The organism is Fibrobacter sp. UWOV1, assembly GCF_900142495.1.
GTDB lineage: Bacteria > Fibrobacterota > Fibrobacteria > Fibrobacterales > Fibrobacteraceae > Fibrobacter.
Genome location: NZ_FRBA01000010.1, coordinates 104,510 through 119,364, shown reverse-complemented (window position 1 = coordinate 119,364; position 14,855 = coordinate 104,510). Strand labels below are relative to the sequence as shown.

General features: G+C 49.5%; 18 protein-coding genes. 15 read left to right on the top strand and 3 right to left on the bottom strand.

The window, feature by feature from the left end; translation table 11 throughout:
• Positions 1-322 precede the first annotated feature (322 nt).
• Positions 323-1,594, top strand: a complete 1,272-nt coding sequence (locus BUC02_RS13015; protein ID WP_073323181.1) for an ATP-binding protein — start codon at positions 323-325, stop codon at positions 1,592-1,594.
• Positions 1,585-1,764, top strand: a complete 180-nt coding sequence (locus tag BUC02_RS13010; protein ID WP_073323179.1) for a glycosyltransferase — start codon at positions 1,585-1,587, stop codon at positions 1,762-1,764. The genes BUC02_RS13015 and BUC02_RS13010 overlap by 10 nt, the downstream gene beginning before the upstream one ends.
• Before the next feature lie 65 nt (positions 1,765-1,829).
• On the opposite strand, the gene BUC02_RS13005 is transcribed toward BUC02_RS13010, so the two are convergent.
• Both BUC02_RS13005 and BUC02_RS13000 read right to left on the bottom strand, forming a co-directional pair.
• On the bottom strand, positions 1,830-2,015 hold the full coding sequence (locus tag BUC02_RS13005; RefSeq protein WP_073056928.1) for a hypothetical protein: 186 nt from the start codon (positions 2,013-2,015) through the stop codon (positions 1,830-1,832).
• Positions 2,016-3,401, bottom strand: a complete 1,386-nt coding sequence (locus tag BUC02_RS13000; RefSeq protein WP_217653086.1) for a hypothetical protein — start codon at positions 3,399-3,401, stop codon at positions 2,016-2,018.
• A gap of 319 nt (positions 3,402-3,720) precedes the next feature.
• Here BUC02_RS13000 and BUC02_RS12995 point away from each other — a divergent pair, with 319 nt between their 5' ends.
• The 11 genes from BUC02_RS12995 (at position 3,721) to BUC02_RS12945 (ending at position 11,923) form a co-directional block, all read left to right on the top strand.
• Positions 3,721-4,044 carry a type II toxin-antitoxin system RelE/ParE family toxin gene (locus tag BUC02_RS12995; protein WP_073323197.1) on the top strand — a complete coding sequence of 108 codons (324 nt, stop codon included), beginning with the start codon at positions 3,721-3,723 and terminating at the stop codon, positions 4,042-4,044.
• Between the two features lie 8 nt (positions 4,045-4,052).
• Positions 4,053-5,057, top strand: coding sequence for a HigA family addiction module antitoxin (locus BUC02_RS12990; protein WP_073323175.1), 1,005 nt, complete (start codon positions 4,053-4,055; stop codon positions 5,055-5,057).
• A gap of 139 nt (positions 5,058-5,196) precedes the next feature.
• Positions 5,197-6,039, top strand: coding sequence for a pilin (locus tag BUC02_RS12985; RefSeq protein WP_073323173.1), 843 nt, complete (start codon positions 5,197-5,199; stop codon positions 6,037-6,039).
• A gap of 84 nt (positions 6,040-6,123) precedes the next feature.
• Positions 6,124-6,480 carry a histidine triad nucleotide-binding protein gene (locus tag BUC02_RS12980; RefSeq protein WP_073323171.1) on the top strand — a complete coding sequence of 119 codons (357 nt, stop codon included), beginning with the start codon at positions 6,124-6,126 and terminating at the stop codon, positions 6,478-6,480.
• Between the two features lie 128 nt (positions 6,481-6,608).
• The gene (recO, locus tag BUC02_RS12975) at positions 6,609-7,412 is read left to right on the top strand and encodes a DNA repair protein RecO (RefSeq protein ID WP_073323169.1); all 804 of its coding nucleotides are present in this window, start codon (positions 6,609-6,611) and stop codon (positions 7,410-7,412) included.
• Positions 7,391-8,134 (top strand): 3-methyl-2-oxobutanoate hydroxymethyltransferase, encoded by a 744-nt coding sequence (gene panB, locus BUC02_RS12970; protein WP_073323166.1) that lies wholly within the window; start codon positions 7,391-7,393, stop codon positions 8,132-8,134. Before recO ends, panB begins: the two co-directional genes overlap by 22 nt.
• A 308-nt stretch (positions 8,135-8,442) precedes the next feature.
• Positions 8,443-8,760, top strand: a complete 318-nt coding sequence (locus BUC02_RS12965) for a histone H1 (protein WP_073323164.1) — start codon at positions 8,443-8,445, stop codon at positions 8,758-8,760.
• A 90-nt stretch (positions 8,761-8,850) separates the two neighbouring features.
• Positions 8,851-9,294, top strand: a complete 444-nt coding sequence (locus BUC02_RS12960; protein ID WP_073323162.1) for a hypothetical protein — start codon at positions 8,851-8,853, stop codon at positions 9,292-9,294.
• The gene (locus BUC02_RS12955) at positions 9,287-10,180 is read left to right on the top strand and encodes a Ppx/GppA phosphatase family protein (RefSeq protein WP_083564595.1); all 894 of its coding nucleotides are present in this window, start codon (positions 9,287-9,289) and stop codon (positions 10,178-10,180) included. Before BUC02_RS12960 ends, BUC02_RS12955 begins: the two co-directional genes overlap by 8 nt.
• An 88-nt stretch (positions 10,181-10,268) precedes the next feature.
• Positions 10,269-10,991 (top strand): pseudouridine synthase, encoded by a 723-nt coding sequence (locus BUC02_RS12950; RefSeq protein WP_073323160.1) that lies wholly within the window; start codon positions 10,269-10,271, stop codon positions 10,989-10,991.
• Positions 10,992-11,095: 104 nt separating this feature from the next.
• A complete protein-coding gene (locus BUC02_RS12945; RefSeq protein WP_073323158.1) occupies positions 11,096-11,923 on the top strand; it encodes a metallophosphoesterase in 828 nt (275 codons plus the stop codon).
• Here BUC02_RS12945 and BUC02_RS12940 read toward each other — a convergent pair.
• Positions 11,920-12,528: a toxin-antitoxin system YwqK family antitoxin gene (locus BUC02_RS12940; protein WP_073323195.1), complete on the bottom strand. Its 609-nt coding sequence runs from the start codon at positions 12,526-12,528 to the stop codon at positions 11,920-11,922. The genes BUC02_RS12945 and BUC02_RS12940 overlap by 4 nt on opposite strands.
• Before the next feature lie 87 nt (positions 12,529-12,615).
• On the opposite strand from BUC02_RS12940, the gene BUC02_RS12935 reads away from it, so the two are divergent.
• On the top strand, positions 12,616-14,085 hold the full coding sequence (locus BUC02_RS12935) for a B12-binding domain-containing radical SAM protein (RefSeq protein WP_254794223.1): 1,470 nt from the start codon (positions 12,616-12,618) through the stop codon (positions 14,083-14,085).
• A 283-nt stretch (positions 14,086-14,368) separates the two neighbouring features.
• Complete coding sequence (locus BUC02_RS16645) at positions 14,369-14,707, top strand: GIY-YIG nuclease family protein (RefSeq protein ID WP_073323156.1); 339 nt, start codon at positions 14,369-14,371, stop codon at positions 14,705-14,707.
• The last annotated feature ends 148 nt before the right edge of the window (positions 14,708-14,855 follow it).

Sequence of the window (14,855 nt, the reverse complement as noted above, 5' to 3'; positions counted from 1 at the left end):
ACGCCACGCGAACGTCGCGAGGCAGGTAAAAAGATATCTTTGGAGGAAGGAGGTCCGGTCGGCGGTGACAACCCAGTCGGTTGAACTGTAAACCGGATCAGTCGTACCGGGAAAATGGTGTAAACCAAAACAGTGAAACTGTCAACCCGGTCAGTAAAATCACCTAAAAAGTGTCAACCTTTTTCAGTGATGGTCAGAAAACCGAGATGCTATTTTATATTTTTGTCATTTACGTCAAAAATATTACGCAAATTATTGCGTTCATAGGAATTTTTGTTTATATTAGTGTACATATTAGGCAATTAAGAAAAAAATATTAAGTATGAAAATAAAAAGACCAAGGTACATAGAATCTCTAAAAAACCGCATGGGAAACGGGCTGGTGAAAGTTATCACGGGCATTCGTCGTTCTGGAAAGTCGTATCTACTTTTTGAACTTTTTTACGGTTACCTTTTAGAGGCGGGCGTGGAGCGAGACTCCATTATTTCCATCGCGCTGGACGACGAGAAACTGTCTGAACTGCGAGACCCCTCTCGACTCCTGGAATTTATTCAACAGAAAACCCCTGACCCTTCGCAAAAATACTACCTGTTTCTGGATGAGATTCAGTACGCCATCAGCGAAGATGAATTGAAGCATCCGAACAAGCCGTTACGCATATACGGGGCGTTAAACGGGCTGTTACGGAACCACAATATCGACATATATGTAACCGGTTCCAATTCCAGATTTTTGTCGACTGATGTGATGACCGAGTTCAGGGGACGCGGGGATGAGATCCACGTCCTTCCGTTTAGTTTTTCCGAATACATGCAGGCGTTTGATGGCGATATATACCATGGATGGGCCGAGTATGTTACATATGGCGGGCTGCCGCTTGTACCCTTATTGAAAACCGACGAACAAAAGTCAACTTATCTAAAGAGTCTTTTTAAAGAAACCTACATCAAGGATATTATCGATAGGAATAAAATCCGGAAGAGTGCTGAACTAGACGACCTGGTGAACATACTGGCCTCTAGCATCGGCTCGTTGACTAATCCTCATAAATTAAGCAGTTCCTTCAAAAGCATTTATCATTCGGATGTCAGCGAACAGACTATCGCCAATTACATTTCTTATTTAGAAGACGCATTTATCTTGTGCAGGGCCAACCGGTACAATGTCAAAGGACGGAAATACATAGGAACCCCGAATAAGTTCTATTTCGAAGATGTCGGGTTGCGTAATGCGCGCCTGAACTTTAGACAAATGGAAGAAAACCACATTATGGAAAATGTCGTTTTTAACGAACTGCGTTATCGGGGTTTTAATGTCGATGTGGGTGTAGTTGAAAAACGTTCAGTAACTGAACGAACATACTACGAGATTGACTTTGTTGCAAACAAGGGTAGCCAACGCTACTACATCCAGTCTGCATTTGAAATGAGCGATGCAGAAAAACGGGAGCAGGAAACAAAATCTCTCGAAAGCGTATCAGACGGATTCAAGAAGATAATCGTGGTAAAAGATGTCGTAAAGCCTTATTACGACGAAAAGGGTATTTTGACCATTGGTCTATTTGATTTTTTAATGGATTCGTCGTGGATGTAATTCCCTGCTACCGTTACGAGATTGTGCTGGTGAACGACTGCAGCCCCGACAACGTGTGGAGCGTCATCGAGGGGTTGGCACAAAAAGAGAAAAACATCTACATCAATGATTCCCCGCAGTATGTGATTAAAGAAATTAAGGGATCAATCACAAACAAGCCACAATTGTAAGCGGATTTTCCCGTGCAAAGTCGCTGTATTCGTTTAATTGTACCGGATTCGGTACAATTATTGTTTTAAAGTACAAGAATTGTTTTTATGGAAAGTTCAGTCCATTTGGCAAGCGTAGGCAAGTCAATTATTTTTGCATCTCTGCATTTTACTGCTAATTCATAACGATATTGTAATGACCCTTGGGCTTTGCCCAATGCGTGAGCCTCTTCATAGCTTAGTGTAGGGTCTATTTTTCTTTTTCGTTTCATTTATACTCTTTGTTGGCTAGCAAATTGTTGTTTCCATTTTTCATGTGCCGATTCAACTATGGTCGTATTCTGCAAGAGAATTTCCATGGCTAGAGTAAGTCCAAGACTGAAATTTTCAGAGGAATCGCCTCCGAACATATGACACATCTCATGGACATAGGTGGACAAACCGTCATAGAATTTATCCGATTCAAAAATTGTTCGCTTTAGATAGACGCATTCAATTTTATTCCTGACACAAAGGTGATGTGCATTACTCTGTTTTCGCTTGTTTTTCCTTAGGGTAGCCATTCCGTGATATGTAGCTTTGGGATTTGTTATAACCTTGTGCTGTGGCCAAGGATCCGCGATAAAAAAGCCATTAAACATTTGTTTGCAGACATCTTCAAGAATCGTGAAACAGTTACTTTCTATTCCAGGAGCAACATTTTTGTCTATGACAAGTCCTCCATTGCGCCTACACTCGTCTTCAAGAGACGGGTAGCCCAATACAGAAAAAGGTTCCCCGACTAGGGTGTATTTGTCGCGGTAATTATTGTACCAACTTCTTGCTTCTTGCCGTAAATTCATTTGCAAACGATTTAGTTTGGGTTCAAGAAACAGGAGATTCGGATATTTCTGCTTGAATTCTGAGCAGCAATTGGATGAGTACAATATGTTAAGCAATAGCCGTTGTAATACGGGGCTCCAATTTTCAAAATCAAATCTTTTTGTTCTATTGGAGAGCCAAACGCGACGCATTTTTTCTAACATACGAATAGACGCAGCGGCTGTTAAATGGACGCTGATTCTTTTGAATATCGTGACAACCTCCATGTTCAACAAGTTGTCGCGTTCTCGGTCATTCTGCTCAAAATCATGTAAACAGATTACCAAGTCAAATGGGTTTGATCCTCTTAATTGGTAGCCGCAAAATACAATTCCCTTTCGTCCATAGTCGTAATTATATGGAAGTTTTATCTCGTATTCTGCTTTACTGCGTGTATAGACGGCGCCTTCTGAATCTTCCCAAATCTTTTCTCCTAGGAGTTCGTTTTCGGGATAGTAAAAGCATTTTAGGACGGTCTTAAAAAGTGTAAAATCATCTTCGGAAACGCCCTGTAAAATGAGCTCGCTCTTTTGGTTAGGGGCGGTTGTTTCAGATACGTCGTATGCGAGCATTTTTACCGTTTGACCATCTATTGTTTGGTTTGTACAAATCACGTTGAGACTCCAGTTGCCGGAACGCATTTGTATTGTCCAATTCTTGTCGCGCAATGCACATAGGGAGGCTATTTTGAAACCTTCACCGAAATAGCCTGCATGTTTTTCTGTAGAGCTGGTTTTTGTTGATGCTCCGATATGCAAAAGCCATTCGTAACTGAAAGTTGTGTTCTCGATGCGCATCGCCAATGTCCCGTCGCAGAATTCGTACTGAAAGCGTTGCGACCATTGATCAACGGGAACCGAGTCGTAAAAATTCTGAACATAATCCCGTAAAATGTGGAATGAGTCCCAATGAACGGGATAGGAGTATACAATGTTTAATGGAATAATTTTGGATGTTTGGCTCATTTTGCCTCTGGTTGGCCTCCTTTTCCGGGGCCAATGATGATTAATTTCCTTTCTCCAAAATATATAAAATATTTTATAAAAATGATATACCTATTGATTTATTTAAAATTTTAATGTATATTATAAGTGTATTAAAATAATGAGGTGGTGGGTGCAAGTAGTATATGCAGATAAAGAATTGGCTCGCTGCGCAGGTGACAAGGCCTATGCAGTGAGGAAAATGGGGCAACGTCGTGCGGAGATTTATTTGGATAGGATAAACGACCTTCAGGGCGCCGCTGATCTGGACTCCTTAAAGAATGTTCCTGGACGATACCACGAGTTGGTAGGCAATCGCGCTGGACAATGGGCGTGCGATTTGGACCATCCGTATCGGCTTATCTTTAAGCCGGTTATGAATAGTGCTGGAAATATTGTTGGATTGATTGTCGAAACTACAATTTCTATTCTAGAAATTGTAGATTATCACAAGTAGGAGCGTTTATGCAGGTATATAGATGTGATGAATTGGCTTATGTGACTCCGCCAGGCAGAACTCTGTCGGAAAAGCTTGAAGAAATGGGCCTTGACGCCAACGATTTGGCTGCGCGTATGGGCTACACCCCCAAGGCAGTGAACGATATTTTGCAGGGCAATTGCCGTATAACGCCGGAAGTGGCGTTTTCGCTTGAGGTAATAACCGAAATTCCTGCGAGCTTCTGGCTGCGCCGTCAAATTGCGTACGATGAGTACCTTGCCCGCGAATATGTCAAAGCCTCCCTTGACAACCAGCCTCTCTGGAGAAAGTCTTTCCCCGAAGAACTAGACGTGCGCGGTTGGGTGCGGCGCGGTAAAATCGAGGGTGACGACAAATCGGGACTTTCGCTCCTCAAGTTCTTCGCGGTGGCGTCTCCGCAGGCGTGGGACGGTTACTACAAGGATGCTAAGCTTAAGGTGGCTTTCCGTATCTCGCTGGCCGAGGTCAAGGATCCGTATGCGACTTCGGCGTGGATTCGTCGTGGCGAAATTCTTGCGGACCTGGACCCGATGGAAAAGCAGGAACAGATTCCTGTGCGCAAGCGCCTAAAAGTTGCTCTCCCCGAAATCATCGCATTTGCCGCGGCGAACAAGACTTTACCGAAGCACGAAAAGAGAATCACCTACTGGACGCCGGAAGCCGAAGTGGTGGACGACTGCATGACGGGCCTGCAGGAACTGTGCCGCAAAATCGGAATCCGCGTACTGTTCGTGCAGAACTTCAAGTGCGCGCCGATTCACGGCATGTACCGCTGGTACAAGGATGTTCCGCTAATCCAGTTGCATGACCGTTTCAAGGACCGTGCGACCATGTGGTTCACATTCTTCCACGAACTTGCGCATGTGCTTTATCATGGCAAGAAGGGAATTTGCCTGCAAAACATCGAAATCACACACAACCACCCCGAAAAGGAAGACGAAGCAAACTGTTTCGCGCAAAAATGCATGGTGGATGCAGGTTTTGAGATGTAGCGGCAAAAAAACGCCGTCTTATTAATATTTTTACTCCAACTTGGAATAAGAAAAAAATCATATTATTGTTACAAATCATAGACTCGTGTAAATTTTTGTTTTATATTTACAGCATGGAACCTCAAGAAGGGGTAATCTTATGCTGACTAAGGTATTAAACAATATTCGCGAGTTCTGCTCGCTGCAGCCACCAAAGGGAGCATCCAAAAACCACTGGAAGGGCGGCTTTACGCTTGTTGAATTGATGGTCGTTATTATTATCGTCAACCTGCTTTCGGGCGTGGCTATACCGAAGCTTACAGATTTTATTGAAAAAACGAAACAAAAAATGGATTTATTGAAGCTCTATTACCTCCGTGATGCTGTAAATCGCGCATTATACGAAGGCGATGTCCACAACATGCAAGAAGGTAAACATGGAAAAGACTGCGATACAATTAGTGTCAGCAATCTAAATAAATGGCTCACGGACCAAAAGGGGGTTTCTTATTTTATCATGGAATTAAACGAATCCATGCCCACTAGCTACCAAGGAACACATGGCACCATGAAAAATCATAACATGTGTGGTCTGATGTATTCGGCAGGCTTTTGGAACACAGCCTTAAAAGACGCCGGTTTTGGCGCTATTGCAGACATTGTTGCAGATAGAGACGAACATAAAAACTACAAAACTTACAAACCCACAACATATACCGCCGTCGAGAACACGGCCGACCCGGGAAAAGGTTATTATCGAACGTATCCCAACACCCCTATATTCAAAAGTCGCTTTATGACTTATGATGGCGCGGCAAAAGGAAAAGACAACACACGAATTGCTATGAAAATGATTTGGACTAATTTAGACTCCAACAGCCATTCTCTTGAGGTCTTTTTGGGAGGACAACACGACACATACCGAAAAGCATTGCTCAGTCGTCAAGGAGTATGTTTTTCAACAATGGGAATGGCCGGTTGCAAAGAATCAATAGCCCGATAGCCCCCCCCCCTAACCCTTCTACCCTCCGCTGGCCGCCCGCTCCAAAAAACGGGCGGCCTTTCTTTTTACTACTTTATAGTCACTATGAGTGAAAACTGTCTTTTCTGCAAAATCATCAAGGGAGAAATCCCTTCCAAGAAAATCTACGAAGACGACGACGTGTTCGCCTTCTACGACATTGCCCCGCAGGCCCCGGTGCACTTTCTGGTAGTGCCCAAGCGCCACATTTCGACCATCATGGATATGCAGCCGACCGACTGCGAACTGGTGGGCAAGATGCTTTACCGCGCCCAGCTGATCGCGAAGGACCTCGGTATCGAAGAATCGGGTGCACGTTTTGTGTTCAACTGCAAGGCCGACGCGGGCCAGACGGTGTTCCACATCCACCTGCACGTGCTCGGCGGCCAGGTCATGGGCTGGCCCCCGTTCCCGGCAAAGTAAATCAACCGCCAGCTGTCATCCCGCACATAGATGCGGGATCTCCTCTTGTGTCTGCTGAAAAAGCATTCTTTTTTCTCGGTTAGGAGAGGAGGTCCCGGGTCAAGCCCGGGAAGACATTTCTGCAACAAATGGTCAAAACTCAGGCGATAGTTCTGCACCGGTTTGCGTACAGCGACTCGAGCTTTATCGTGAAAGCGCTCACGGAAGAGTGCGGCGTGGTGAGTTTTATTATCAAGGGGGCAAAGCGCAAGGAGTCGCCCTTCAAGGGGGCGCTCGACCCGCTGGCGCTTTCGGAGGTGGTGTTCCGGCAGAACCCGAATGCCGAGTTGCAGTTTATTAAAGAGGCGTCGATTATCGACTGGCACGGCGAGCTGCGGAATTCCCTGTTGAACCTGGCGGTTGCGCAGGTGATGGCAGAGATCGTGTTGCGGTATGCGCCGCCGGCCACCCCGATTCCCGAAGAATTCGCCTTGCTAAAGCAGGCGCTTGCGGAGTTCGACTCCCCCACAGGCACCACGAGCGACTCTGCTGTTACGCCGGGCAACACGAGTGCCGACTCGGTATTCAGCCGCTGGTTGTTGAATATTTGCGACTTGTGGGGCTACCACCTGGAACTTGGCGTGTGCAGCCGCTGCGAAAAGGTGCTCACGGAACCTGCGGCGGACTTTTTCCCGGAATCGGGCGCACTCATTTGCAGGCATTGCCAGGGTGTACAGAGCGCACGTGCCCGCGCAGAGACGTTGCAGGGGCTCTGGGAACTGAATTTAGCGCAAAACAACCCCGAGCAGGCTCCACAAAAGCTCACGGGTCGCGTTTTTGTGGAGAACGCTTTGCTATCTTATCTGCGCAATCACATCGGATTCCTGAAAGAAATCCATTCCCTTTCATGGCTACAGGAGGTTCGTAAGTTATGCTCAGCCCAATCGACATAAAGAACAAGAAAGCTAAGGGCGAAAAAGTTTCGATGATTACCGCCTACGATTACGCTTTTGCCCAGATGGCAGAGGCGGCAGGCGTAGACCAGATTCTGGTAGGCGACAGTCTTGCTAACACCATGCTCGGCTACAAGAGTACCCGCGAAATCGGCATGAACGAGATGCTGATTTTTGTGGCTGCGGTTTGCCGCGGCGCCCCCAATACCCACGTGGTGGCCGACATGCCCTATTTGAGCGATAAGGATCCGCAGACAGCATACGATAATGCGCGCCGCTTTATGGACGTGGGTGCTTCTTGCGTAAAAATCGAGGGTACCCCCGCTGGCGTGCACGAATACTTGCTGAGCCACGACATTCCCATTTGCGCTCACCTCGGACTTTTGCCGCAGACGGCCGAAAACTTCAAGCAGAAGGGCCGTACCGAAGAAGAAGCGGCCGCAATCATCGAGGCTGCCAAGTACGTAGACAGCCTGGGTTGTTTCGAGATGGTGCTGGAACACATTCCCGAAGAGCTCGGCACCAAAATTACCGGCATGGTGAACGCGGTGACGATCGGTATTGGCGGCGGAAAGTTTACAGACGGGCAAGTGCTCGTGATGCACGACGCCCTGGGTATGCACCAGCGCAAGCTGCCACCGTTTGCAACGAAGTTCGTCGACATGTACAGCCTAGGTGTCGAAGGCTTCAAGAAGTACATCGAGAGCGTGAACTCACTCTAATTGTAACGTCGGCGTCGTCTTTGTAACGTTGACCATGTCATCCCGGGCGAAGCTCCGGGATCTCTTTTTTTCTCGTCAACAAGAAAAATTCGCGCGAAAGAAACCTAACGCGTTGAGTAACAAGCATTTCCAAATTACATACAAATTAAAAATTCAATTTTTCGAAAGTGAAGGGCATCACTTCATAATCTTTTTTTTGTAAAAAAACAACTTTTTTTTAATTTTTTTTGAAAAAGGTGTTGATTATTTGTGAAAATAAGTTATTTTATACACAGCTAATTCACAACATAACCATAAGGAAGAAAAAAATGGCTACTACAAAGACTGCAAAGAAGCCGGCTGCTAAGAAGCCCGCTGCTAAGAAACCCGCTGCCGCTAAGAAGCCGGCCGCTGCTAAGAAGCCCGCTGCTGCAAAGAAGCCGGCTGCTAAGAAGCCCGCCGCCGCTAAGAAGCCGGCCGCTGCTAAGAAGCCCGCTGCAAAGAAGCCGGCTGCTAAGAAGCCCGCCGCCAAGAAGCCGGTTGCTAAGAAGCCCGCTGCTGCGAAGAAGCCGGCCGCTAAGAAGCCCGCTGCTAAGAAGCCGGCTGCCAAGAAGCCCGCTGCAAAGAAGCCGGCTGCTAAGAAGTAATCTTCCAGATTCTCCTTTGTTAATGAACCCTGGACCCGTTCCAGGGTTCATTTTTATATATGCATAGGCGCCGTTTTCTATTTTTGGGCTATGATTTCTGAAAAAGACCTTGCTGAACTCGAAAACATTCCCTTTGAACAGCGCATCGAGCGCGTCGAAAAACTTTTAGAAGGCAAAAGCGAGCCCCGCGCCTTTGAACTCGGGCTTTTGCTCGCCTTAAAAATGGGCCAAGAGATTCGCGAGGGCAAGGAACTAGGCAGCACTTCGGGCGAGCTGGTTGCCAGCTGGAGCGGAAAGCATCCAGATTCCGTGGTGGAAGAAGCCATTGCGTTCGCCAAGGAATTCTTGATGAACCCGGCAAAACTCGCGGAGAAGATTAAGTCCGGCGTTCTCTCCTCGGACAACGAGAGGAGATCCCGGGTCGAGCCCGGGATGACAGAAGGCACGGAGCCCGGGATGACAGAAGGCACGGAGGCCGGGATGACAGAGGGCGGCGAGCCGCATGACGCAGGCGACGAGGCGCAGAATGGATAACAAGCTGATAGCGACGGTCGACATCGGGAGCCACAGCTGCATTCTCTTGATTGCGGCGTTTGAGGAGGGGGTGCTGGTACCCAAGCTCCAGAAGGTGGAAGTCTGCCGACTGGGCGAAGACATTTACGAACACGGCGCCATTACCGAAAAGCGAATCAAGGAACTCGAAGCGATCATGACGAAGTTCCGCATGGACTTGCACGCGCTGGGCGCAAACCTCAAGGCCGCGGTGATGACCGAAGCCATGCGCAACGCCGAAAACCCGGACGAAGTGATTGCCGCCGTCGAAAAAGCCCTCTGGGTCAAACCCAGAATCATCAGCGGTGAAGAAGAAGGCAAGCTCACCTACCGCTCGGTCAAGGAATGGCACGGCGAAGGTATCGTGACGATCGACATCGGAGGCGGTTCCACGGAACTCAGCAACGGCGACAACACGTTCTCGATTCCGGTGGGCGCCCTCAAGATGTTCAAGGCGATGGGCCCGATCCCTGGCCCGGAATACAAGAAATTCGTGAAGGAGACCTTCAAGGAAGTCAGCTTCAAGGGAATGACCAAGAAGCCGGTGTACCTGATTGGTGGCACGGGCACGGCGCTTGCCATGGTTTACCTGAACAAGCAGCAGTTCGACTACAAGGCCATCGAAGGCCTGGAACTTTCCATTAGCGACCTGGATGCCGTCACGACGCGAATCTCCAACTTGTCCAAGGAACTCCGCGCCATGCTTCCGGGCCTTGAAAACGGCCGCCACGAAGTCATTATTTGCGGGCTGTTCTGGCTGAAGTCGCTCCTGGAAAAACTCCGCGTCGAAACATTTAAGATTAGTACAGCGGGTCTACGATTCGGACTACTTTATGAGGATAAAAAAGCTGATGCCGGAAAAAGCTGATTCCGGGTCAAGCCCAGAATGACAATCAGCCTGGATGACCTAATCACTAACCACTGCCTACTGTCTACTTCCTACTGCCTACTTTCCTATGCGTATCAACAAATACATCTCTCTCTGTGGAATTGCGAGCCGTCGCGCGGCCGACGCCTTGATTGAAGAAGGCCGCGTGCAAGTGAACGGCGACGTGATTAAGGACTTGGGCCACCAGGTCGACGAGAACGCCGACAACGTTGTTGTCGACGGCAAGCCCGCCCGACTCCCGCGCAAGACGACGACCATCATGTTCCACAAGCCGGCCGGCTGCGTGTGCACCAAGACCGACCCGCAAGGCCGCCGCACGGTGTACGACTACTTGCCGCCCGCCTACCAGAGCCTTAAGTATGTGGGCCGCCTGGACCTGCAGAGCCGCGGGCTGTTGCTGTTCACCGACGATGGCGAACTCTTGCACCGCCTCACGCACCCGAGCTACGAAATTCCGCGCAGCTACTACGTGTGGACAGACCGCCCGCTGAGCGAGCACGCCGCGCAGAAGCTGGTAGACGGCGTTGACATTCGCGAAGAAGGCGCCGAACAAGAAGAAATCGCATTCGCCACCGACATTTATTTAGAGAAAGGCTTTGCCGAACTCGTGCTGATCGAAGGCAAGAACCGCGAAATCCGCCGCATGATGCGCGCCGTAGGCTACGAGATTCGCGACCTCAAACGCGTGAGTTACTGCAAGCTGACTTTGGGCGACTTGCCCGCCGGCGAATTCCGCGAACTCACCGCCGACGAAATGAACAAGCTAAGGCAAGCGGTTCACGTAAAATAATGTGAGATGTATGATGAGGAATGTGAAATGAAAAATAGATCATATCTAATCTCACATTACACATTTCACATCACTCATTTATTAACCAGTAACGAATAACTCTTATGTCAAGGACTCTCTACATCGGTGATGTGCATGGCTGTGCCGACGAACTCGAGCGCATTGTAGACGCATTCGGCTTTGTACGCGGTAAAGACACGCTGTACCAGACGGGCGATATCATCAACAAGGGTCCCGACATGTTGCGGGCACTGCAGTTCGTGAAGGACAACGGAATCCTCACGGTGCGCGGCAATCACGAAGAGCACTTGATTCGTGCGCTGGAACTGCCCGAAAGCGGCTGGACCGAAAAGCAGCGCGCCCGCTTCGCCAAGCTCCCGATGGAAACCTGGCACGCCATTGCCGCCGAGGTAAGCACCTGGCCCCTGTGGCGCGACACTCCACACGCGCTGCTGGTTCACGCCGGTTTAGAGCCCGGCAAGGTCAGACTAGAGGACATGGACCGGGAAGTTATTTTGTCCGTAAGATACTGGAATGATCGCCCGTGGTTTGAACAAATTAAATGGAACAAGACGGTGGTATTCGGACATTGGGCTAAAATGGGATTCGTGAACCGCCCCGGATTCATCGGGCTTGACGCGGGTTGCGTTTACGGCAAAAAACTGATGGCCTGGTGCCCCGAAGAAGACAAATTCTACGAAGTGCCCGCCGCCCGCGAATATTCGCCGGTCAAAGACAAGGCGAAAACCTCCATAGACGCCCCTTGCATTGTACCAGGTGACCACTTGCCCGAAGCCAAGCAGCCCAAGTCATTCGAAGATATTAAGGCGAAAATTGCAAGCGGCGATATCGCACTCGCCGACGACAGCGAACACGCCAAAGAAATCCGCAAAGCCTCGCCCAGCGTTGCCGCCGAGTGGGCCGGATACTAAAAATCACAATTCTTGACGCAGCGGTTTTGAACAAATTCCGCTTCAAGCACTTTGACGCCCTTGTTGTAGCGGCGGTACGGTCCGTGCCTTAGGCCATGCTCCAAAGTCATCTCTTCTTTGAGACCACCCAGATCATCGAAAATTTTTGCGACCCCGTGCAACTGTCCGCGCATGTACGGCAGCTTGCGGCGCAGGCGCCCCTTGTCGTCCCACTCTTCGGTCATTCCGTCGAGCAGCCCGTCACGGTAAACTTCCTTGCTTTTCTTTTTCCCGTTTTCAAAGTACGTCGTCGAGATTCCCTCTTCGATACCTGCCTTGTAGCCGATAGTCTGCCACACCTTGCCGTTTTCGAAATAACTCCTGAACACCCCGTCGAGCTTGCCGTTTTTGTACGGAGCCTCAATAGCGACCTTACCGTTCGGGTGATAACTGTAGGCTATACCTTCACGAATGGAAGTCCCTTTTTGGACCGCGTAAAGGCGTGAAAGCGTACCTTCGGCGTAAAATTCTTTTATCGTATCAAGCGCCACCGCCGGCGAATTTTGCGCCAGCGCAATCGAGCACAGCCCACATAGAGAAATACACAACGAAATCAACACTTTCATCGAAACCAAATGTAGCTTTATCTCCGATAATTATGTATTTTGCCATTGCTTATGCGCATTACTTTTTTAAATCCCCCGTTTCATCCGATGTTCAGTCGCGAGTCGCGCAGTCCGTGCGTGACCAAGTCCTCTACCCTTTACTGGCCCATGTTTTTGAGCTACGCCGCCGGCACAGTCGAAGCCGACGGTAATGAGATTCAGCTCATCGATAGCCCGGCCATGGAACTCGACCTCGCGCAGACTCTGGATGGTATCAAGAAGTTTGACCCCGAGCTCGTGGTTTGCAGCACGAGCACGCCGAGTATTCTGAACGACCTGAAGGTGGTGCACGCCATTAAAAAAGCGCTCCCGAAAACGAAAATCGCTATCATGGGTACGCACGCTACCGCCGAGCCGCTCGAATCCATGGAAATGGAACCGAGCCTCGACTTCGTGATTATCGGCGAGGCGGACTACACCGCCAGGAATCTCGCCCGCTACCTGCGCGGCGACATCAAGGACATTTCTAGCATCGCGGGCCTCGCCTTCCGCAAGGCCGACGGCACGGTAGATTTCCAGCCGGAAGGCCCGAAGATTGAAAACCTCGACGAACTGCCCTGGGTGTCCAAGGTTTACCGCAAGTACCTGTACAGTTGCTACAAGAAGTATTTCTACGGTGCGAACCTGAACCCGCTGATTGTGATTTTGAGCGGACGCGGTTGTCCGAACCGCTGCAGCTACTGCGTGATTCCGCAGACGCTGAACGGCCACAAGTTCCGTCGCCGCTCTCCGAAAGATGTGGTGGACGAACTGCAGTATATCAAGGAAAACTTTGACGACTTGGGCGAAGTATTCTTCGAAGACGACACGTTTACCGCAAGCCACGAACACGTTCGCGAAATCTGCAACTTGATTCTGGAACGCGGCCTCAAGATTACTTGGAGCTGCAACGCCCGCGCCGATGTGCCGCTCGACTTGCTCAAGCTCATGAAAAAGGCCGGCGCCCGCGAAATGTGCGTGGGTTTCGAAAGCGCTTCGCCTGTGGTTCTCGAAAACATCCACAAGGGTGTCAAGAACACCGACAAGGCAATCGAATTCACCAAGAACGCCCGCAAGGCAGGCCTCTTGGTGCACGGCTGCTTTATGGTCGGCAACCCGGGCGACACGCCGGAAACGCTCCGCATGACGCTCGACTACGCCAAGAAGTTGGACCCGAATACGGCTCAGTTCTACCCCATTATGGCATACCCCGGCACCGAGGCTTACAAGGAAGCCTTGGAAAGCGGCGCGCTACAGACAAAGGATTACAACCAGTGGCTGGACAAGGACGGTTTCCACCGCACCACCATCCAGCGCGGTGAACTCACCAGCCAGGCTTTGGTCGACTTCTGCGACAAGGCCCGCCGTGAATTCTACCTGCGCCCGAGCTATATTCTGCGTCAGGGCATCATGGCGATCAAGAACCCGCGTGAACGCTACCGCGTGATGCGTGGATTCGGCACGCTCGTGAAGCACCTGTTCCGCAAGCACGGACAGCTCGCACCCGTCGCCCGCCAGGCCCCGACTAACAAGTCGTAAAGGGAAACACGAGGTTTCCCTCTAGACTCCTTTCCTTAGAGCATATTAAAAAGCCGCAGTTCATCACTGCGGCTTTTTCGTCATCTGTCTTCCCGCACGGCCTCGCCATCTGTCTTCCCGCACGGCCTCGCCATCTGTCTTCCCGCACGAAGATGCGGGATCTCCTCTTGCAGACTGAAAAAAGAATCCACATGCCCACGAATAAAATTTTACAAGAAAAACCATATCAACTGCACTAAAAAAAGCGTGTATAGTAAGAGACACTTTAAACAGAGAGGGCAATGTGAATTACAACTTTTACGTCTACATTCTCACAAACAAATACCACACTACCTTTTACACCGGCGTCACGAACGATTTGTTCCGACATATCATAGAACACAAATTAAAAGTCAACGAAGGCTTCACAAACGATTACAACGTCAACAGATTGGTTTACTTCGAACACTACTTTTACATCAAAGATGCAATAGCAAGAGAAAAACAGTTGAAAAGATGGAAACGTCGATGGAAAATCTTTCTTATTGAAAAGACCAACGCCGAATGGAACGACCTTGCAGAATCTATCGGTGTAACGGAAAAAATTCTTGAATCCGCAAAAGCAAGCGCTCCTTCAGGCTAATACAAAGGAGATCTCCCCGTTCCGAGGATTGTGGGCACATAAGCAATAAATTGCAAGTGCCCACTAACCGGCTCAAGGCCGGGAAGACAATCCGGAGGTTCATTCCCCAATACGCCAGAGGCAGGGGCGGGTGGGCGGGTAACGCAAA